This window comes from Pseudochrobactrum albidum, from assembly GCF_051851455.1.
In the GTDB taxonomy this organism is placed as follows: domain Bacteria; phylum Pseudomonadota; class Alphaproteobacteria; order Rhizobiales; family Rhizobiaceae; genus Pseudochrobactrum.
In genome coordinates this window covers 1-20,300 of sequence record NZ_JBPVTR010000011.1, presented here as the reverse complement: position 1 = coordinate 20,300, position 20,300 = coordinate 1, and the positions used below count along the sequence as shown (strand labels likewise).

The window sequence follows — 20,300 nt, the reverse complement described above, 5'->3', positions numbered from 1 at the left end:
ATTGAGAATATGTTCGGAAAACTCAAAGACTGGCGACGCATCCATACTCGCTACGACCGATGCGCGCACACCTTCTTCTCCGCCATCTGCATCGCTGCAACCGTCATCTTCTGGCTAAATCAATGAGTCCTGAGCTTAAATTATCACAATATTTTCCGCTCACGCCGCAGGCTGTGTACTGTCTTGTATTTGTTTTAACCATTATTTGCGGCTGCCTTGTTTATATATTTGTTGAGCGGCCATTATTGCAATATGGCAGGAGGCTGATTGCGCGCAGCCCCAACAAGCTGATCAGTCCCGCTCTATGAAAGGGAAACAATTGCGGAAAAAAAGCGAAATTTATTTGTAAGCTTAAACCAGAACCCGCCACCCATTGTGATCCTTTACAAGTCGCACTTCAAACCAGAACCCACCCTTCATACACAATAAAATTACATAATCAATATTATGGAACTCTACTTTACATCTGCTGTCCTGTAAACAGGTGTCGATTATCAGGTGCTAAAACATAATGCCAATTAACGCTATTATGCCTCCTGTCCGTCAAATCGCGACATTCCATCGCTGCAAAATACCAGATAATATGATAATTACAGATGACTTCGCAGGTTTGCTGCGATAAAAGGCATCCATGTCGAGGAGAGGATAATATCCTGATTCCTGTTTGTCTGCGGGAGAGAGCCGGTTACGGCCACCGAAGGGGAAATCGCCCGAAATCTCTCAGGTACCAAGAACCGCAGAGGGACAAGGCAACTCTGGAAAGTCGGAGGAAACTCCGCGCCGAAGGTGTAAGTAAGCCGGCTCATGGTTTACGAGTCTCTCAGGCTTCCGACAGAGGGGCACATTCATGGTTTTCCGCCTTTGCGGAAGGCAGACGTGTGTCTCTGGAGTAAATAATGGGCGATACATCTTCTTTAAAAAAGCTTCCGTTGGAAGAACTGCATATTGCATCCGGTGCCCGTTTTGGCGGTTTTGCCGGCTGGAACATGCCTTTGACATATCCGCTTGGTGTGATGAAAGAACATCAGCACACGCGCGAACAGGCCGGTTTGTTTGATATTTCGCATATGAAGCTGATCGAAATTTCAGGCCATGATGCGGCGGCTTTATTTGCAAAACTGTGCCCGGCCGATGTCACCAAACTGAATGAAGGCCAGTCAAAATACACATTCCTGCTCAATGATAATGCCGGCATTATTGATGATCTGATTGTTACCCGTCTCGGGCAGGAGCGCTTTATGGTGGTTGCCAATGCCGGCAATGCGGATACCGATATTGCGCATTTCAGCAAGGGTGCATCCGGTCTTGACTGCACGGTCACCCCGCTTGAACGTGTATTACTTGCCCTGCAGGGGCCGCAGGCCGCTGATGTGATGACAAGCCTTGCAACCGATCTTGGCTTCAATGTTGAAAACCTGAAATTCATGCATGGTTTTGAGCCAAAACAGGGCTGGTTTGTGACCCGCTCCGGCTATACCGGCGAAGATGGTTTTGAAATTGCCGTGCCGCTTGATGATGCTCAGGCGCTGGCCAGATTGCTGCTTGGTGATGCCCGTGTTGCATGGATCGGCCTTGCCGCCCGCGACTCCCTGCGCCTTGAAGCCGGCCTTTGCCTGCATGGTCAGGATATTACAGAGACCATTGATCCGGTCTCTGCGGGGCTCACCTGGGCCATTACCAAGGCCGTGCGTGAGACGGCCGCCTTCCCTGCCGCTGCCAAAATTCTGGAGCTGATTGCCAAGGGCACTGAAAAACGCCGCGTCGGCATTAAGCCGGAAGGCCGCCAGCCGGTTCGTGCCGGCACCAAATTGTTTGATGAGGTAGGCAGCGAGATTGGTGAAATCACCTCCGGCGGCTTTGGCCCTTCAGCCGGTTTTCCTGTTGCTATGGGCTATGTCAGAGCCGATCTGAGAGAACCCGGTACTCGTCTTTTTGCGGAAGTCCGCGGCAATAAGGTGCCTGTGCACGTTCACACACTTCCATTTACCCAACCTCGCTATCACAAAGGATAATCGCATGCCTAAAGTCTTTTTTACCGAAGATCATGAATGGCTCAGCGTTGAAGGCGGCATTGCAACCGTCGGCATCACCAACCATGCCCAGGAACAGCTTGGCGACCTCGTTTTCGTGGAATTGCCGGAAGTAGAGCGTGTTGTTGAAAAGGGCGAGGCAACGGTTGTGGTTGAATCCGTCAAGGCTGCCTCTGATGTTTATGCCCCGATCAATGGCGAAATCATTGAGATTAATGAAGAACTGAACGGCAACCCCGCACTTGTCAACAGCGCCGCTGAGGGTGAAGGCTGGCTGTGGAAGATGAAAATTGCTGATGAAAGCCAGCTTGAAGGCTTGCTGGATGCAGCCGGTTATCAGGCATTGGTTGGCTAAAAAATGGCTGCATCATCCCTTCCCTTTGTAGAGCGCCATATCGGTCCGCGCGCTGACGAACAGCAGCAGATGCTCTCGGCGCTTGGCCTGCCTTCTCTGGATGCCCTTATCGCCCAGGCTGTTCCCCAGTCTATCCGTCTTGAGCGCGCGCTCAACCTGCCTGCCCCGCTTGATGAGGCTGCGGCATTGCAGGAATTATCCGAGATTATGGGTCGCAACGTCATAGCCAAAAGCTTTTACGGTGCGGGCTATCACGGCACGCATGTGCCGCCGGTTATCCAGCGCAACCTGTTTGAAAATCCGGCATGGTACACAGCCTATACGCCCTATCAGGCCGAGATCAGCCAGGGGCGCCTTGAATTATTGTTCAATTTCCAGACATTGGTAACAGAACTGACCGGCCTGCCGGTTGCCTGTGCATCTCTGCTGGATGAGGCAACCGCTGTTGCCGAGGCTGCCGGTATTGCTTATCGCCATCACCGCGAAAAACGCCCGAAAATGGTCATCGCCGGCGAATTGCATCCGCAGACGCTCGATGTACTGAACACCCGTGCAGAACCGCATGGCATGATTATTGAAGTCGGCGGCGAAGTGGATACCACAACCGCTGCCGTATTCATTCCCTGGCCGGATACACGCGGTGTCTATGGTGATTTCAGCCGTATCATCGCCAATGCCAAGCAGACCGGCGCTCTGGTTGTGGCTGTTGCCGATCCTCTGGCGCTCACCATCACCCAGCCTCCGGCCTCATGGGGCGCTGATATTGCGGTTGGCTCCATGCAGCGTTACGGCGTGCCAATGGGTAATGGCGGCCCTCATGCTGCCTATCTCAGCGTGAAGGAAAACCTCACCCGTATCATTCCGGGGCGTATTGTTGGCCAGTCGCTCGATGCCCATGGCCGGCCGGCCTATCGTCTGGCATTGCAAACGCGCGAGCAGCATATTCGCCGTGACAAGGCAACATCCAATATCTGTACCGCTCAGGCATTGCTTGCCAATATGGCCGCGGCCTATGCTATCTGGCACGGCCCGCAAGGTCTGGCAAAAATTGCTGATGCCATTCATGCTGTCGCTGCCCGTTTTGCAGCTTCTTTAAAAGCGGCAGGCTTTGCACTGGCCGGCGATACATCCGGTGGCAGGCTGTTTGACACCGTGACTGTAACTGTTGCCGGCAAGGCTCAGGCCTATGCAGATAAGGCGCTTGAAGGCGGCCGTCTGATCCGCGTGATTGATGCGGATACAGTTTCTGTTGCCTTTGATGAGACCTCAACCGAAGAGGATTATCTGGCTCTGGTTGCAGTGTTTGGCGCACAGCCTGCTGAAAAGGCAGCCCGCCTGTTGCCTGATGCACCGCGTGATGAGCATTTCATGACCCAATCTGTGTTTCACAGCTACCGCTCGGAAACAGAGATGATGCGCTTTCTGCGCAAGCTTGCCGATAAGGATCTGGCGCTTGACCGTGCGATGATCCCGCTCGGCTCCTGCACCATGAAGCTCAATGCGGCGGCAGAAATGATGCCGGTTTCATGGCCGGTTGTCAGTGCTCTGCATCCTTTTGCGCCAAGCACACATCTGGAAGGCTATAAAATCCTGACAGATAATCTGGAAAGCTGGCTTTGCGAAGTGACCGGTTTTGATGCCGTATCCCTGCAGCCTAATGCCGGCAGTCAGGGTGAATATGCCGGCCTTCTGGCAATCCGCCGCTATCACCGTAACAATGGCGATAATAATCGCAATATCTGCCTTATCCCTTCTTCCGCACATGGCACCAATCCGGCCAGCGCCCAGATGGCAGGCATGAAAGTGGTTGTTGTAAAATGCCTCGACGATGGTGATATTGATGTGGCCGATCTCAAAGCCAAGGCCGAGCAATATCGTGACACGCTGGCCGCATTAATGATTACCTATCCATCCACCCATGGCGTGTTTGAAGAGACCATTCGGGATATCTGCACCATTATTCACGATAATGGCGGTCAGGTGTATTTTGACGGCGCAAATCTCAACGCGCTTGTCGGGCTGGCACGCCCTGCTGATATCGGCGCAGATGTTTGCCATATGAACCTGCACAAGACCTTCTGTATTCCTCATGGCGGCGGCGGCCCGGGCATCGGCCCGATCGGTGTTCGCAGCCATCTTGCCCCTTTCCTGCCGGGGCATGTCAATGCAGGCAGCAACCATGCGGTTGCCGCAGCCCCTTTTGGCAGCGCCTCAATTCTGGTTATCACATGGATGTATATCCGTATGATGGGTGGTGCGGGTTTAAAACGCGCAACGGAAACAGCCATTCTAAACGCCAACTACATTGCCGAGCGGCTTAAAGGTCATTATCCGATCCTTTATACCGGTGCCAATGATCGTGTTGCGCATGAATGTATTGTTGACACCCGCGTGTTGAAAGACACAGCCGGCATTACCGTTGACGATGTTGCCAAACGCCTGATCGACTATGGTTTTCATGCGCCAACCATGTCCTGGCCGGTTGCCGGAACATTGATGGTGGAGCCAACAGAATCCGAGCCGAAAGCTGAAGTGGATCGCCTGTGCGATGCGCTGATCTCAATCGCGCAGGAAGCTGCCAAAGTGGCTGCCGGGGAATGGCCGCAGGATGATAATCCGCTGGCCAATGCCCCCCATACTGTAGCCGATACCATGGCAGATGAGTGGAACCATCCCTATAGCCGCAAAGAAGCCGCCTTCCCTGCCAAAACCATTGATCCGGCTTCCAAATACTGGGCTCCGGTATCGCGCATTGATAATGTGGGCGGTGATCGTAACCTGATCTGCTCCTGCCCGCCGATGGATGCCTATACGGATTAAAAAATTATGCCGCCGCTTTGTTTCAGAAGCGGCGGCACCGGCAAAAGGCATTGTGCCTTTGCATAATCTGATTTTAAAAACAGGGGTTGCGCCGGAAAATGCAGCCCCTGTTTTTTTGGAAAACAAAAAATTATGCGACAATAGTCTAACGTGATGCAATTTTTCTTTCATCATGCGGCTCAGGGGAGTAATCGCTCACAATGCTTGTCTGAAAAAAGGAATCACGCCGGAAGGCCGATTTGTCAGGCAAACATGCAGAAATCAAAAACAGAATATTTTCTTGGACTTATACGGAGGGGAAATATTCTGGCAGATGAATTGTGAGGCATACTGAATGACGACTGCATCCGGGCACTCCCACCCGCAAAACCTTCAAGACGAACCGCATCTCGCCCGTAATCTTAAAAACCGTCACCTGCAGCTGATTGCCATTGGCGGTGCAATCGGCACCGGCCTGTTCATGGGTTCCGGCAAAACAATCTCCCTTGCCGGTCCATCGATCCTGCTGGTTTATGCGATTATCGGCTTTATGCTGTTTTTTGTCATGCGCGCATTAGGCGAGCTGTTATTATCCAATCTTGAGTACCGCTCTTTCGCAGATTTCGCCGGTGACTATCTGGGGCCATGGGCACAATTTTTTACCGGCTGGACCTATTGGCTGTGCTGGATTGTAACCGGCATTGCCGATGTTGTGGCTGTGGCCGGCTATATGTCATTCTGGTTTCCGGAACTGGCCTTATGGATTCCGGCACTCGGGCTGATTGTTATACTGGTCACACTCAATCTGCCAAATGTGCGCAATTTCGGAGAGATTGAATTCTGGTTTGCGCTGATCAAGATCATCGCCATTGTCTCACTTATCATAACCGGCGTTGTTATGCTGTCATCGGGCTATGTATCGCCCAATGGCACTGCCGCCTCTGTCACACATTTGTGGGATCAGGGTGGTTTTTTCCCTAACGGTTTCTTTGGTTTTGTGGCCGGTTTCCAGATCGCGGTTTTTGCCTTTGTCGGTATTGAGCTTGTTGGCACCGCAGCCGCAGAAACAGAAAATCCGGAACGCAATCTGCCAAAGGCAATCAATTCAATTCCGGTGCGTATCGTTCTGTTCTATCTTGGCTCGCTCTTTGTAATCATGACTGTAATGCCATGGAATCAGGTTGATCCGGCTAACAGCCCGTTTGTCACCATGTTCTCGCTGGCAGGGCTTGGTATTGCCGCCCATGTGGTCAATTTTGTTGTGCTCACTTCTGCAACTTCCAGTGCTAATTCCGGCATTTATTCCACGTCACGCATGGTGTTTGGTCTGGCCAGCCATGCATTGGCGCCAGAAGTGCTGGGCAAGCTTAACCACCGCAAAGTGCCGGTTAATGCGCTGTTTTTTTCCTGCACATTCCTTCTGGCAGGCGTTGTGCTGCTTTATGCAGGGCAAAGCATTATCGAGGCCTTCACCATTGTGACCACGATTTCGGCGCTTTTGTTTATCTTTGTCTGGTCGATCATTCTGGCTTCTTATGTGCAATATCGCCGTAAGCGCCCTGATCTTCATGCAAAATCAAACTTCAAAATGCCCGGCGGTTATGCTGCTGTGGTAATGGTTTTCGCATTTTTTGCCTTTGTCCTCTGGGCTTTGCTGCAAAAAGAGGATACGGCACAGGCTCTGCTGGTTACACCTTTCTGGTTTGTGCTGCTCGGTGTAATTTATTTCTTTATGCGAAAAAAGAATATATAAATGATTGCAAAGGCCACTCATATGAGTGGCCTTTTTTTACAACAACACCCAGCGGATCAATGGCGCGGAAAAAACATTAACCAGCCCGACCAGCACCATCACCAGCCCGGCAATTGTTCCTTCCTGTGCGCCGATCTGCTGTGCCTTTGCCACGCCTGCACCATGGGCGCCCATGCCAAACAAGGCGCCGCGGGCAAGGCCGGATTTTAAAGGCAAAAAACGCAAAAGCGTATCACCCAGGGCTGCGCCAATCACACCGGTAACCACCACAAAAAGCGCGGTCAGGTTGGGCACGCCGCCGATATCCTCAGAAACAGCCATAGCAAAAGGCGATGTAACCGAGCGCGGCAACAGGCTAAGGCGCAGGCTGCCGTCAAGGCTGAGCAGGCTTGCCATCCCCCAGGCTGAAACAATGGCCGCAGTGCTGCCAACCAGAACGCCAAACATCAAAACCAGCCAATATTGCCGGATGACAGCGCGCTGCTCATATATCGGTACGGCAAAAGCAACCGTTGCAGGGCCAAGCAGCATCACCAGCCAATGCGTTGAATTATTATATTCTGCATAGCTGGTACGAAAGATAAGAACAGCAACAATCAGCAATAGCGGTGCGGCAATTAATGGTGAAAACCAGATGCGCGGCCAGCGGCGATAGAGTTTTTTTGCCAAAAGATAAAAACCGATCGTTGCTGCCGACCAGATCAAAGTCATCCAGCCGGTTGCCATTAAATGCGAAGTGAAAACACTCATAAAACAGCCTCACTTCTTAAAATAACGGCTCAGCCACATGCCTGCCTCTACCGCCAGAGCGGTGGAAATCATGACAATAAATGTACCAACCAGAATAACGGTGAGAATTTTAAGCCCTAAAAGCCCCAAAAATTCACGGTGATCCAGCACTGCCAGAACTGCAGGGATGAAAAACAGAAGCATTTCTGCCAGATACCATTGCGCACCACGGCGCACGGTAAGCAGGTTCATGCCACCGGTCAGCAAAAGTACAAATAATAAAAACAAGCCGATGACACTGCCGGGAACCGGTATATGTGTGGCGCGAACAATCCCCTCCCCCAAAACCCAGAAACCGGCGATCAGGGCGATCTGGCCGATCCGGCTATTTTGCACCCAATGACGGACTCCTCCCGACATATGAGCTGGAGACATTTTATAACACTCTTTTAAATGGATTCAGTTGTCCCTTTATATGTTACCTTCATTCATGATAAAAATGAATTGATTGAATAGAATTAAGTCGTAATAGGAATAATTATGGAATTGCGCACATTACGGATTTTTACCGAGGTTGTCCGGCAAGGCGGCTTTACGCAGGCTGCCAAAACCGTCTTTCTCACTCAATCCGCAGTGAGCAAGGCTGTGCGTCAATTAGAAGATGAGCTTGGCCTGACCTTGCTTGACAGGAGCGGCCATAAATCCGTCATGACCGATGCCGGTGAAGTGGTTTTTCAGCGTGCCCTGCGGATTTTGGCAGAGCAGGATGATCTCAAAACCGAGCTGGCTGAATTGCAGGGGCTGACAAAAGGCATATTACGGCTTGGCTTGCCGCCCATTGGCAGCGATACGCTATTTGCACCACTGTTTGCCATATATCGCCGCCGCTATCCCGGCATTGATATTCAGCTTGTCGAGCATGGCTCCAAAAAACTGGAAGATATGGTGCGCAATGGCGAGGTTGATCTTGGCGCATCCCTGCTGCCTGCCCCGGAAGAATTTGACTGGCAGAATGTACGGAAAGAGCCAATTGATGTGCTGCTGCCTGCCTCGCACCCCCTTACCGGCCAATCTGCTATCGCCCTGAAGCAATTGCAGGATTTACCCTTTATCCTGTTTGATGCGGCTTTTGCCCTGAACCCGATTATTCTCAATGCCTGCCGCATACAAGGGTTTTCCCCGATGGTTGCCGCGCGTTCCAGCCAGATCAATTTCATTATCGAGCTGGTACATGCCGGACTTGGTATCGGCTTTCTGCCGCGGCTGATTGCCGAGCAGCGCGTGCGCCCCGGTGTGTGCCATATCACCATCAGTGAACCTGCGCTTTCCTGGGATATGGCCTGGGTCTGGAGGCGGGGTGCATATCTACCTCATGCGGCACGCGCATGGCTTGAACTTGCAGCCGGCTTTCAGCAATAAACAGGCAGGAACTGGATTTTTTCGGCAAAATAAGGCCGATACATATAAAAAATCCTCCTGAAAATAAGGTGCCCTTCCCAGTTAGAAACCAAGTTCATGCGTATAATTCATAACCAAAGTGCAAATAAGGGTTTGCAGTCTGCGCCCAATCGTTTGACAATAAGGCAAATTTATCAGGAGATATAAAAGTGAATGATATGACCCGGTTTTCATGGAGCGACCCGTTCCTGATTGAAGATCAGCTGACTGATGATGAACGCATGATCCGTGATTCTGCTGCAGCTTTTGCTAAAAGTGAATTGCTGCCGCGCATTGAAGAAGCCTATCTGGAAGAGGCTGTGCAACCGGAACTGTTCCGTCTGATGGGGCAGGCCGGTCTCCTCGGCGTAACCCTGCCGGAAAAATATGGCGCAGCGGAAGCCAATTATGTTTCCTATGGTTTGATTGCCCGTGAGATTGAACGTGTTGATTCCGGCTACCGTTCAATGATGAGTGTGCAGTCCTCGCTCGTTATTTTCCCGATCTTTACTTATGGTTCAGAAGAACAGAAAGACAAATATCTGCCTGGTCTTGTTTCCGGCGAATTGATCGGCTGTTTTGGCCTTACCGAGCCGGATGCCGGTTCTGACCCTGCAGGCATGAAAACCCGCGCGGAAAAGACCGCAAATGGTTATAAGCTCTATGGCTCGAAAATGTGGATTTCTAATTCCCCGATCGCCGATGTTTTTGTGGTCTGGGCAAAATCCGCAGCACATGACAATCAAATTCGCGGCTTCATCCTTGAAAAAGGCATGAAAGGTTTAAGCGCGCCAAAAATCGGCGGCAAGCTTTCCTTGCGCGCATCTGTTACCGGTGAAATTGTGATGGATGGTGTGGAAGTCGGTGAAGACGCATTGCTGCCAAAAGTATCCGGCCTTAAAGGTCCGTTTGGCTGCCTTAACCGCGCCCGTTACGGCATTTCCTGGGGGGTTCTTGGTGCGGCGGAAGATTGCTGGCACCGTGCACGCCAATATGGCCTGGATCGCAAACAGTTTAACCGCCCATTGGCACAGACCCAGCTGTTCCAGAAAAAACTGGCGGATATGCAGACAGAGATCACGCTTGGCCTGCAAGGCTCATTGCGTGTTGGCCGCCTGATGGATGAGCATAAATTTGCACCGGAAATGATCTCGCTGATGAAGCGTAACAATTGCGGCAAGGCACTAGATATTGCCCGTCAGGCACGTGATATGCATGGCGGCAACGGCATCCAGATTGAATATCATGTGATGCGCCATGCGCAAAATCTGGAAACAGTCAACACTTATGAAGGCACCCATGATGTGCATGCGCTGATCCTCGGCCGTGCGCAGACCGGCCTTCAGGCATTTTTCTAAAAACTATAACCCGTTTTCTCAACTTGCGCCGGTGCGGTTTTTCCGTTCTTAAATCCGGCGCAAATGATGAAAACGGGTTTTTTATACCGGAGCAAATCTGATGCAGGCGCCGCTGGAAGGCATAAAAGTCGTTGAACTGGCACGTATTCTTGCAGGGCCGTGGATCGGCCAGACACTGGCCGATCTCGGTGCGGATGTTATCAAGATAGAAAGCCCTGAAGGTGATGATACCCGCAAATGGGGGCCGCCCTATATTGATGACGGCGCAGAGCAATCTGCTGCTTATTATCATGCCTGCAACCGCGGCAAACGTTCAATCACCTGCGATTTTCGAAAAGAAAGTGACCGCCAGACAGTACTCAGACTGATTGAGAGCGCCGATGTGGTGGTTGAGAATTTCAAGCTTGGCGGTCTGGCCAAATTCGGGCTTGATTATGAATCACTGAAAAAAATCAATCCGCGTCTGATCTATTGCTCGGTTACCGGCTTTGGCCATGACGGGCCTTATGCAGCGCGTGCCGGATATGATTTCATGATACAGGGCATGAGCGGTATTATGGATATTACCGGTGATCCGAAAGGTGAACCACAGAAAATCGGCGTGGCACTGGTAGATATTATTACCGGCCTTTATGGCGTGATTGGTATCCAGTCGGCGCTTCTGCATCGTCAGGCAACCGGTCTTGGCCAGCATATTGATATGTCGCTGTTTGATTGTATGACCGGCGTTCTTGCCAATCAGGCGATGAATTTTCTTGCCTCCGGCATAGCGCCAAAACGCCTTGGTAATGCGCATCCCAATATTTCCCCCTATCAAACCTTACCGGTCAAGGATGGCTATTTTATCATTGCCTGCGGTAATGACGGACAATTTGCCAAGCTGGCGGAACTTCTGGGATTGGCAGAACTTGCAAATGATGAGCAATTCCGCACCAATGCGGCACGTGTACAAAACCGCGATGCGCTCACTGCAATGCTGGAAGCAAAAACCCGCAACTGGTTGCGCGATGATCTTCTGGCAGCACTGGAAAAACTTGCAGTGCCTGCAGGCCCTATCAACACGATTGCCGATGTGTTCAGCGATCCCCAATTTATTGCACGCCAAATGCGGGTGGATAATCAGGGCGTGCCGGGCTTGCGTACACCGCTGAAATTTTCCAATGCCAAACTGAAAACCAACCGCCGCTCCCCGCGTCTGGGCGAACATACGGCTGAGATTCTGGCAGAACTGGATAAAACCAAGATTTAACGCCGCTGCGGTCATCCTGTTTTTCAATCAAAACCATTCTGGAAATTGCTCTTAAGGCTGCTTCAGGCAGCCTTTTTTCTTAAATAATCAGGCTATCGGGGCAAAGATGAATCATAATGCGATAAATTTTCGGTGATTTTACTGTTAAAGCTCTTCATTTCAGCCGGCTTCCACGCAGCAGACCTGAAAAAATATCATATTTTTCATGGATTAAATTTTACTAAAACTCTTTTTACGGCTTTATCCATATAATCCTTTGAATAATATATGTTTTTATAATATGTTTTTCCTTTGTTCTTTGTAATAAAATTATAAAGAAATCGCAATATTATTTTTAATAATACAATCTTTCGATTTTACATAATAATAATTTTCCTGACGGAGAATGATGGCCATCAACTGGCAAATAAGATGTTTGACTCTGCGTTAAAAAATTATACTAGAATTCAGATCCGGACTTTAAACAGGGAGGGTTCTATGTATCGTCAGATTTTACTCGCAGGTGTCTGCGCACTTGCCCTTGGCGGCACTGCTTTTGCAGAAGTTGTTCTCAATCGCGGTAATGATACCGATCCGGCAACGCTGGATCATCACCGCACATCGACTGTTGCGGAAGGTAATGTGCTGCGGGATCTATATGATGGCCTTGTCATACAAGATGCGGATGGAAAAGCCATACCAGGTGCAGCTAAATCATGGGACATATCCGAAGACGGATTAACTTATACATTCCATCTTCGCGATGACGGGAAATGGTCAAACGGCGATAAAGTAACCGCGGGAGACTTCCTGTTCACATTCCGCCGCATTATGGACCCCAAAACGGCTGCCGGTTATGCCAGCATATTGTTTGCAATCAAAAACTCTGAAGATGTGGTAAGCGGCAAAAAACCGCTGGAAGAACTTGGCGTTGAAGCTGTTGACGATGCAACCCTGAAAATTACGCTCCACACCCCGACACCTTATTTTCTTGAATTGCTGACCCACCAGACCGGTCTGCCAATGAACAAGAAAAGTGTTGAGGAAAACGGCGACAAATTCACCACACCCGGCAAAATGGTAACCAATGGCGCCTATCAGCTGGTCAGCTTCACCCCTAATGACAAAATCGTCATGAAGAAAAATCCGTATTATTATGATGCGGATAATGTGAAGATTGACGTAGTCAACTGGATTCCGTTTGAAGACCGCGCCACCTGCATGCGCCGTTTTGAGGCCAAGGAAGTGCATATCTGCTCCGATGTACCGGCAGAACAGCTTGGCTATGTGAAGAAAAACCTTGCCGAGGAGTTCCGTTTAGCGCCTTATCTCGGCTCTTATTATTTACCGGTCAAAGGCAAGACCGCAGACAGCAAGCTGAAAGATCCGCGCGTTCGTGAGGCCATCTCCATGGCGCTGGATCGTGAATTTATCGCAGATCAGGTATGGCAGGGTACAATGATACCAGGCTATTCCATGGTTCCTCCGGGCATTGCCAATTATGTTGAAGGCGGGGTGAAGGCAGATTATGCCGGAGAAGATATGCTGGAGCGTGAAGATAAGGCCAAGGCCTTGCTGAAAGAGGCAGGCGTTGAGCCCAATACCCTGTCTGTTGAGCTCCTCTACAACACCTCCGAAAACAACAAGAACACTATGGCAGCAATTGCCGATATGTTGGGCAATATCGGCATCAAAGCCACGCTGAATGAAACGGAAGGGGCTACCTATTTCAACTTCCTGCGGGAAGACGGGCCGTTTGATATTGCCCGCGCCGGCTGGATTGGCGATTATAATGACCCGCAGAACTTCCTGTTCCTGACAGAAAGCAATGTCAGCTTCAACTATTCCAAGTGGAAAAATAAAGATTATGATGCGCTGATGGCCAAGGCTGCCATCACCACGGATCTGAAAGAACGCGCCAATATTCTGGCCGATGCGGAACGATTGATGCTGAAAGAAACCGCGGTTATTCCTGTGATGTATTATTCCTCACGGGCTCTGGTCTCCAAGCAGGTTGAAGGCTGGCATGACAACCTGCTGGATGTGCATAAAACCCGCTGGCTGTCCTTAAAACAGTAAAAATTTTTTATGCCCTGCAGGTTGTGGCTCTGTCCGTACAGCCTGCAGGGTAACCAATCTATTTTTAACCATTTGACAGTCCGCTTTTTTACAGGACTGCAGTCAGGAAAATCATATGTTGAGCTATACGCTGCGGCGGCTGGCCAGCGCGATCCCGACGATATTTATCATCATCACGCTGACCTTTTTCATGATCCGGCTGGTGCCTGGCGGCCCGTTTGATCTGGAGCGCCCGATTGATCCGCTGATCCTCGAAAACCTCAAAAAAGCCTATAATATGGATGCGCCTTTATGGCGGCAATATCTGATCTATCTGGGCAATTTGCTGCATGGTGATCTGGGTCCGAGCTTTGCCCGCCGTGATTTTACGGTCAATGATCTGTTTGCCTCCGGTCTGCCGGTTTCCATTTTGCTCGGCTCCCTCGCATTAACGCTGGCAGCCGTCCTTGGCACAATTCTCGGGGCACTGGCCGCTTTACGCCAAAATTCCTGGCTTGATTATACAATTGTTGCTTTGGCGACTTTTGGCATCACCACACCAAATTTTGTTGTTGCTCCGCTGCTTAGTCTGTTCTTTGGCGTTATTCTCGGCCTTGTTCCGGCGGGTGGCTGGTCTTCAGCTGATATAAGCTACTGGATTCTGCCCATCACCACGCTGGCCTTGCCGCAGGTGGCCGTGATTGCCCGTCTTGTACGCGGCTCAACCATTGAGGCACTGCGTGCCAATCATGTGCGCACAGCGCGCGCTTATGGTCTGCCTGCCCGTATTGTTGTCGGCGTTCATGCATTGCGTGCAGCGCTTTTGCCCGCCGTCTCCTATCTCGGTCCAACCGCTGCAGCTCTTCTCACCGGATCTGTGGTTGTGGAGACTATTTTTGGCATTCCGGGCATCGGACGTTATTTTGTTCAAGGCGCGCTCGGGCGCGATTATACGCTGGTGATGGGCACGGTTGTGGTCATTTCTGTCTTTGTCGTGCTGTTCAATCTGCTGGTTGATCTGATTTACGCCTATCTTGATCCGCGGGTGCGCTATGACTGATATTTCCGCTAATTTGCCATCCCATGGCGCGCCGGAAAACAACAATAATGTTGCTGGCCGCTCACTCTGGCAGGATGCATGGATAAGGCTCCGCCGCAATCGCGCGGCGGTAGCCAGTGCCATTGTGCTGGTTATCCTTTCCCTCGTCGGCATTTTCGGGCCAATGATCAGCCCGCATCCTTATGAAAAAATCTACCCGCAATTTGTGCGCGTAGCGCCAAGCCTTGAGGCCTATCCGCGTGCTGATACAATTATTCCGGGTCTTGAGCGGGAAATGGCGCGTGCGCGCCTCAAAGGCGGTGAACCGGAACTTTCCGGCTCCAAACTGACCATTGATGTGACATCAAGCACCGGCCGCGAGCTGGATGAGCGGGTATTGCGCTATTTTGATCGTTCCGACCTGTTCAGCAATCCTGCAATCGAGCTCTCCCCTGATAAATTAAGCGGCAGGCTCTCTCTGGATGTCACACGCAATTATTTTTTCTTCGGCACGGATAATCTTGGCCGCGATATGATGACCCGCACCTTTATCGGTGTGCGTATTTCGCTGGCTATCGGCCTGCTTGCTTCCGTCATGGCTCTGGTGCTTGGCGTTGGCTATGGTGCAATATCCGGTTATCTCGGCGGTCGTGTTGACAATATCATGATGCGTATTGTCGATATTCTCTATTCCCTGCCGTTTATATTCTTTGTGATTTTGATGCTGGTGTTTTTCGGCCGGTCAATCATCATCATTTTCATTGCCATTGGCGCAACAGAATGGCTGGATATGGCACGTATTGTGCGCGGTCAGACCCTCAGCCTCAAACGGCAGGAATTTGTGCAGGCGGCAGAAGCACTCGGCGCAACACGGCGCGGCATCATCACCCGCCATATTATCCCCAATGCATTGGGGCCGGTGATTGTTTTTGTCACCCTTCTGGTGCCAAAAGCCATTTTGCTTGAAAGTCTTCTGTCGTTCCTTGGTCTTGGTGTTCAGGATCCGATGACCTCGCTCGGACTTTTGATCTCTGAAGGCGCGCAAAATATGCGCGGCGCTTCATGGCAGCTGATTTTCCCTGCGATCACCCTGACACTCATTCTCTTTGCGCTGAACTTCCTGGGCGATGGCCTGCGTGACAGCCTTGATCCGAAGGATCGTTAAGATGACAGCAGAAACAGTCTTGTCTGTACGCGATCTGCGTGTAACTTTTACAACCAATGACGGGCCGGTTCATGCCGTGCGCGGCATTGATCTTGATGTTAAAACCGGTGAAACCCTTGCCATTGTTGGCGAATCCGGCTCCGGAAAAAGCCAGACGACCATGGCGCTTATGGGGCTGCTTTCACAAAACGGCACGGCAACCGGTCAGGCGCTCTATCGCGGACAGGATCTTATCAGCATGTCCGACAAGGAGCTGAACAAGATCCGCGGCGCCAAAATCACCATGATTTTTCAGGAGCCGATGACCTCGCTTGATCCGCTCTATAAAATCGGCGACCAACTGGCCGAGCCTTTGCGTTTTCATCGTGGTATGAGCAAGGCACAGGCACGTCCGCGCATTCTGGAATTGCTGAAGCTGGTGGGCATACCCGAGCCGGAGCGACGGATTGACAGCTATCCTTATGAATTATCCGGCGGGCAGCGCCAGCGCGTGATGATTGCCATGGCACTGGCCAATGATCCCGATATCCTGATTGCCGATGAGCCGACAACGGCGCTGGATGTTACCATTCAGGCGCAGATACTGGAGCTTCTGGCTGATCTGCAAAAACGCCTTGGTATGGCTATTATCTTCATTACCCATGATCTGGGGATTGTGAAGCGATTTGCTGATCAGGTCTGCGTTATGCGTGCCGGTGAAGTGGTGGAAAATGGCTCCACAGCGCAGATTTTCAATGCTCCAAAGCATGATTATACGAAAATGCTGCTCGATGCCGAGCCGGAAGGCAGCAAGGCCCCGCCACCAAAAACAGCCCCTGTGCTGATTGAGGCTGATAATGTTTCCGTCACTTTCAATCTGGCCAAAGGCTGGCTCAAACCGCAAAATGTATTGCGGGCGGTGGATGGCATATCCTTAAAACTGCGACAGGGGCAAACCATTGGTATTGTGGGAGAATCCGGATCAGGAAAATCCACACTCGGGCGCGCTGTTTTACGGCTTTTAAAGTCTGATGGCCGTATTGCCTATCTTGGCAGGGAACTGCCAACAAATGCACAGGAAATGCGCGCAATGCGGCGCGAATTACAACTGGTGTTTCAGGATCCGTTCGGCTCACTCAGCCCGCGTATGACCGTGGGGCGGATTATCACTGAAGGTCTGCTGATCCATGAGCCGCAACTCTCGGCTAAAGAGCGTGATCAGCGTGCCGGCGAGGCCTTGAAGGAGGTCGGCCTTGAGCCATCCATGCGCAACCGTTATCCGCATGAATTTTCAGGCGGGCAGCGTCAGCGCATTGCCATCGCCCGCACCATGATTCTTAAACCCAAAGTCATTGTGCTGGATGAACCAACCAGTGCACTTGACCGCTCGGTACAAAAACAGGTTGTAACATTGCTGCGTGACCTGCAGGAAAAATATGGCCTGTCTTATTTGTTTATCAGCCATGATCTGGCCGTTGTGCGCGCGCTTTCTGATTATATTCTGGTGATGAAAACCGGAAAAGTCGTGGAAGAAGGGCAAACAGAGCAGATTTTTGATGCCCCGCGTGAAGATTATACCAAAGCACTCATGCAGGCTTCTATGAGTGAAAGGCGCTTTGGCTCCTGATTTTATCCGCCCTGCCCGGTTGCTGCAAACAACCGGGCAGGGCGGCAAATCGCACTGTAATTTTATGCTTTGGAATTACAAAAAATTATTATAGAGCTTTGCGCAAAATATTACCGCTGCATATTGTGGCATTACTTCTCCAAGGTCTGTTATGCTCTCTCAAACATTTCGCTTTCCGGTTTGCAAAACATCCCAAGTTTTAAAAACCCTGACACTTGCCGCGATAATTGCGCCATTCTGGGTGGTCGGCGCACAGGCATGGACCGGCGATGATGTAACACAACGTCTGCAGGCTTATCTCAAAGAGCAGATGGTTGAGCTGACCTTTTCCAGGGCTGAGACTGACGGCAGCAATATGTTGCTGCATGATGTTAAGGCAAAACTCCTTATTGATGAGAAGGATAACGAGAGCAACGACACTGATATTACAGACGGCGATGATAATACGGAATCTGTCCTCAATCTTGGTAATGTCCGGCTTGAAGGTATTACAGAGAATGCCGGCGGCGCCTATGTAATTGAAAACGTTATCTTTGACGATAACAAAATCGTTGAAGAAAAATCCGTTATCACCACTGCTGGTGCGCGGATTGAAAAGCTGAAGCTGCCAAAAGATCCGCAATCTGATCTGCTCGGCCGCATGGAATATCTTGAAGGTTTCCGGCTTGATACATTATCTGTTGCCGCAGGCGGCACAGCGGTTTTTTCTCTTAACGGGTTTTATATAACCAAAGAGCCTTACAGCAAAGAAAAAGCCAGCAAATTCACCTGGGGTTTTAAAGCACTCGATATTGATCTGGAAGAAGCCGACAAGATCAGCAAAAAACGCAAAGAGCAAGAAGCTGCCGAATCTGCCACCTCTATTGCAGAGGCTGAAAAGACTGAGCAGGATCAGGCAGATATCGATGGCACAACCGCTGATGATACCAAAATTGCACAAAATGATGCAGGTGAAGATGCAATAGAAGCGATCGCCGCAGATGTTGATGACGATATTGACATGGATGCCGTGCGGGCACTCGGGCTTGGTAAAATCCACCTGTCTGCAGATAGTCAGGGCAGCTGGTCACCCTATAGCGGGCAATATATTATTGATCATATGACCATAAATGGTCAGAATATCGGCAGCTATAATTACAAGCTGCATATGGGCGGTTACGACATGAAATTTATCAAGGCCGTAGCGGATCTCTATGCCAATATTTTGAAAGATGGCGCTGAAAGCACCTCCATGCAGGTCGCTGCATTGGGCATTATACAGCAGCTCTCCATCACAAATATGGAGATGCGCTATGATGATGCGTCCTTTGCCGATAAGCTGATTAATTATCAGGCGCAAAAACAATCAAAAACGCGCGCGGAACTGGTGGATGAGATAAAGGCGCAATTGCAAGCCGGCGTCCTGTATTTTGACAATGAACCCCTTGTGCAACAGGCGGCAAAGGCTGTCGGAGAATTTCTGGATCACCCGCAATCGATTACTATCAAAATTCAGCCCGAACAACCGGTCAGCTTTGCTATTCTTGCAGCGGTGGGCATGGCTGAGCCAAAAAAGCTGTGGTCTGCTCTGAATGTAATTGTTGAAGCCAATTGATGCCTCCAAGTTTTATCCAGTTTTGAGTTCGCCCCAGAGGTTTTTTATTTCTGTTTGTGGGTTGATAGCGGTGGGATATCCCATTCGTCGTCGCCCCATCCCCGATCATGTTTTTTTGCGCAGGCGGTTTTCCAACGTGACGCCGGCCAATGCCTCCTTCAGGTCACGGCTTTCAAAACGCAGTGGCTTAACCTCATCACTGGTCGCCGAACGGCTAGTATCGCCAGCAAGGCGTTTCTTGCCTGCTTCGAGAAATTCCTTCGATCAGCTATAGGCTCTCGGCGATCCCTGCGCGGCGGCACAGTGCAGCATTGCTGTCTTCGCCGCGAAGACCGTCCAGAACACTGCGGATTTTATCCTCTGCCGAATAATGCTTGCCCGTTGCGCGCCGTATGTCCTTGATCGTCTTATCTGCAGCAGACCTTTGCGAAACGGTTTTCTGTGTCATCTTTATTTCCTTTGATTGAGCTATGATGAACCGAAAAATCTCTCTTCTCAAATAATCCTATTTGGTCTCGTGAGCGATGATGTCGGACACCGCTATTATATATTCATATATAAAATCATTTAGTGGAACAGGTGCGGCTGGGAATAAGCTGAAACTCACGGTCGCTATTCTGCCCGCACCGCTTCGATCCGACAAACCATTTTTATTATTTGCTTTGGAAAGAGGAGACGCCTACCGAGCGGTATATTGCTCTGACCGCTTGTGTATACGGCAAGAGCGTTTTTTCCCTTTTCAAGTTTTGCTGCCCATGTACCCAACAAAAGGAAACCTAGCGCCATAGAAGGCGCCATCAGTCAGCCAAGAGTCAGCTACGCCGTCACAACGGCTGCGACATAATGGCTAGGTCTGGTGTCGGTCTTTCAGGCCAAACGTGCTTATTTGTTATTGAGACTCGTTGTCTGGTGTTGATATTTGGTGCCCCTGAAGTGCCCCTGCCATACAAAAAAGCCCCTGTCTTTCGGCAGGGGCTTGTGTTTATTATATTGTATTTGTTGATGTTTTTTGGTTGCGGGGGCAGGATTTGAACCTGCGGCCTTCAGGTTATGAGCCTGACGAGCTACCGAGCTGCTCCACCCCGCGATAAAAGTGTTACGAGCTTGACAGCCCGGGAGCGAAGTCAGGCGTAGCCTGATGAGGTGAGG

At 50.6% G+C, this 20,300-nt stretch carries 15 protein-coding genes, 1 tRNA gene, 1 pseudogene and 1 riboswitch; of the genes and pseudogenes, 13 read left to right on the top strand and 4 right to left on the bottom strand.

What is annotated here, in order from left to right:
- The 5 genes from ACSTTO_RS00695 to ACSTTO_RS00675 all read left to right on the top strand — a co-directional run.
- Positions 1–126, top strand: a 126-nt coding sequence (locus ACSTTO_RS00695) for a transposase (RefSeq protein ID WP_439271086.1), incomplete at its 5' end; no start/stop codon positions are given.
- A gap of 535 nt (positions 127–661) precedes the next feature.
- Positions 662–747: riboswitch (glycine riboswitch) on the top strand.
- Between the two features lie 149 nt (positions 748–896).
- Entirely contained in the window at positions 897–2,012 is a 1,116-nt protein-coding gene (gcvT, locus tag ACSTTO_RS00690; RefSeq protein WP_439271182.1) for a glycine cleavage system aminomethyltransferase GcvT, read from the top strand.
- Positions 2,013–2,016: 4 nt separating this feature from the next.
- Entirely contained in the window at positions 2,017–2,385 is a 369-nt protein-coding gene (gcvH, locus tag ACSTTO_RS00685; RefSeq protein WP_439271181.1) for a glycine cleavage system protein GcvH, read from the top strand.
- Positions 2,386–2,388: 3 nt separating this feature from the next.
- On the top strand, positions 2,389–5,205 hold the full coding sequence (gcvP, locus tag ACSTTO_RS00680) for an aminomethyl-transferring glycine dehydrogenase (RefSeq protein ID WP_439271180.1): 2,817 nt from the start codon (positions 2,389–2,391) through the stop codon (positions 5,203–5,205).
- A gap of 334 nt (positions 5,206–5,539) precedes the next feature.
- Positions 5,540–6,937, top strand: a complete 1,398-nt coding sequence (locus ACSTTO_RS00675) for an amino acid permease (protein ID WP_439271179.1) — start codon at positions 5,540–5,542, stop codon at positions 6,935–6,937.
- Between the two features lie 36 nt (positions 6,938–6,973).
- Here the strand turns inward: ACSTTO_RS00675 and ACSTTO_RS00670 are convergent, their stop codons facing one another.
- Complete coding sequence (locus ACSTTO_RS00670) at positions 6,974–7,687, bottom strand: LrgB family protein (RefSeq protein ID WP_439271178.1); 714 nt, start codon at positions 7,685–7,687, stop codon at positions 6,974–6,976.
- A 9-nt stretch (positions 7,688–7,696) separates the two neighbouring features.
- Positions 7,697–8,101, bottom strand: a complete 405-nt coding sequence (locus tag ACSTTO_RS00665) for a CidA/LrgA family protein (RefSeq protein ID WP_439271177.1) — start codon at positions 8,099–8,101, stop codon at positions 7,697–7,699.
- Positions 8,102–8,206: 105 nt separating this feature from the next.
- On the opposite strand from ACSTTO_RS00665, the gene ACSTTO_RS00660 reads away from it, so the two are divergent.
- From ACSTTO_RS00660 to ACSTTO_RS00625, 8 genes are all read left to right on the top strand, one after another.
- Positions 8,207–9,085: a LysR family transcriptional regulator gene (locus tag ACSTTO_RS00660; RefSeq protein WP_439271176.1), complete on the top strand. Its 879-nt coding sequence runs from the start codon at positions 8,207–8,209 to the stop codon at positions 9,083–9,085.
- 197 nt (positions 9,086–9,282) lie between these two features.
- Positions 9,283–10,461: an acyl-CoA dehydrogenase gene (locus ACSTTO_RS00655; protein WP_439271183.1), complete on the top strand. Its 1,179-nt coding sequence runs from the start codon at positions 9,283–9,285 to the stop codon at positions 10,459–10,461.
- A 100-nt stretch (positions 10,462–10,561) separates the two neighbouring features.
- Positions 10,562–11,710, top strand: coding sequence for a CaiB/BaiF CoA transferase family protein (locus tag ACSTTO_RS00650; protein WP_439271175.1), 1,149 nt, complete (start codon positions 10,562–10,564; stop codon positions 11,708–11,710).
- Positions 11,711–12,187: 477 nt separating this feature from the next.
- A complete protein-coding gene (locus ACSTTO_RS00645; RefSeq protein ID WP_439271174.1) occupies positions 12,188–13,768 on the top strand; it encodes a peptide ABC transporter substrate-binding protein in 1,581 nt (526 codons plus the stop codon).
- A 115-nt stretch (positions 13,769–13,883) separates the two neighbouring features.
- Positions 13,884–14,807, top strand: coding sequence for an ABC transporter permease subunit (locus ACSTTO_RS00640; protein ID WP_439271173.1), 924 nt, complete (start codon positions 13,884–13,886; stop codon positions 14,805–14,807).
- Positions 14,800–15,951, top strand: coding sequence for an ABC transporter permease (locus tag ACSTTO_RS00635; protein ID WP_439271172.1), 1,152 nt, complete (start codon positions 14,800–14,802; stop codon positions 15,949–15,951). The genes ACSTTO_RS00640 and ACSTTO_RS00635 overlap by 8 nt, the downstream gene beginning before the upstream one ends.
- A gap of 1 nt (position 15,952) precedes the next feature.
- Positions 15,953–17,557 (top strand): ABC transporter ATP-binding protein, encoded by a 1,605-nt coding sequence (locus ACSTTO_RS00630; protein WP_439271171.1) that lies wholly within the window; start codon positions 15,953–15,955, stop codon positions 17,555–17,557.
- Between the two features lie 151 nt (positions 17,558–17,708).
- Complete coding sequence (locus tag ACSTTO_RS00625; protein WP_439271170.1) at positions 17,709–19,151, top strand: aq_1923 C-terminal domain; 1,443 nt, start codon at positions 17,709–17,711, stop codon at positions 19,149–19,151.
- 92 nt (positions 19,152–19,243) lie between these two features.
- On the opposite strand, the pseudogene ACSTTO_RS00620 reads toward ACSTTO_RS00625, so the two are convergent.
- Together ACSTTO_RS00620 and ACSTTO_RS00615 are read right to left on the bottom strand one after the other, a co-directional pair.
- Positions 19,244–19,599 (bottom strand): annotated as a pseudogene (locus ACSTTO_RS00620) (transposase); the annotation flags it as partial.
- A 562-nt stretch (positions 19,600–20,161) separates the two neighbouring features.
- A tRNA-Met gene (locus ACSTTO_RS00615) sits at positions 20,162–20,238 on the bottom strand.
- Positions 20,239–20,300: the final 62 nt, after the last annotated feature.

Bases quoted from the DNA above. Each gene is read 5' to 3' on its own strand.
- ACSTTO_RS00635 (WP_439271172.1), top strand. From the start codon at position 14,800: ATGACTGATATTTCCGCTAATTTGCCATCCCATGGCGCGCCGGAAAAC.
- ACSTTO_RS00660 (WP_439271176.1), top strand. From the start codon at position 8,207: ATGGAATTGCGCACATTACGGATTTTTACCGAGGTTGTCCGGCAAGGC.
- ACSTTO_RS00670 (WP_439271178.1), bottom strand. From the start codon at position 7,687: ATGAGTGTTTTCACTTCGCATTTAATGGCAACCGGCTGGATGACTTTG.
- ACSTTO_RS00640 (WP_439271173.1), top strand. From the start codon at position 13,884: ATGTTGAGCTATACGCTGCGGCGGCTGGCCAGCGCGATCCCGACGATA.
- ACSTTO_RS00675 (WP_439271179.1), top strand. From the start codon at position 5,540: ATGACGACTGCATCCGGGCACTCCCACCCGCAAAACCTTCAAGACGAA.
- ACSTTO_RS00630 (WP_439271171.1), top strand. From the start codon at position 15,953: ATGACAGCAGAAACAGTCTTGTCTGTACGCGATCTGCGTGTAACTTTT.
- ACSTTO_RS00655 (WP_439271183.1), top strand. From the start codon at position 9,283: ATGACCCGGTTTTCATGGAGCGACCCGTTCCTGATTGAAGATCAGCTG.
- ACSTTO_RS00645 (WP_439271174.1), top strand. From the start codon at position 12,188: ATGTATCGTCAGATTTTACTCGCAGGTGTCTGCGCACTTGCCCTTGGC.
- ACSTTO_RS00665 (WP_439271177.1), bottom strand. From the start codon at position 8,101: ATGTCTCCAGCTCATATGTCGGGAGGAGTCCGTCATTGGGTGCAAAAT.
- gcvP (WP_439271180.1), top strand. From the start codon at position 2,389: ATGGCTGCATCATCCCTTCCCTTTGTAGAGCGCCATATCGGTCCGCGC.
- ACSTTO_RS00650 (WP_439271175.1), top strand. From the start codon at position 10,562: ATGCAGGCGCCGCTGGAAGGCATAAAAGTCGTTGAACTGGCACGTATT.
- gcvT (WP_439271182.1), top strand. From the start codon at position 897: ATGGGCGATACATCTTCTTTAAAAAAGCTTCCGTTGGAAGAACTGCAT.
- ACSTTO_RS00625 (WP_439271170.1), top strand. From the start codon at position 17,709: ATGCTCTCTCAAACATTTCGCTTTCCGGTTTGCAAAACATCCCAAGTT.
- gcvH (WP_439271181.1), top strand. From the start codon at position 2,017: ATGCCTAAAGTCTTTTTTACCGAAGATCATGAATGGCTCAGCGTTGAA.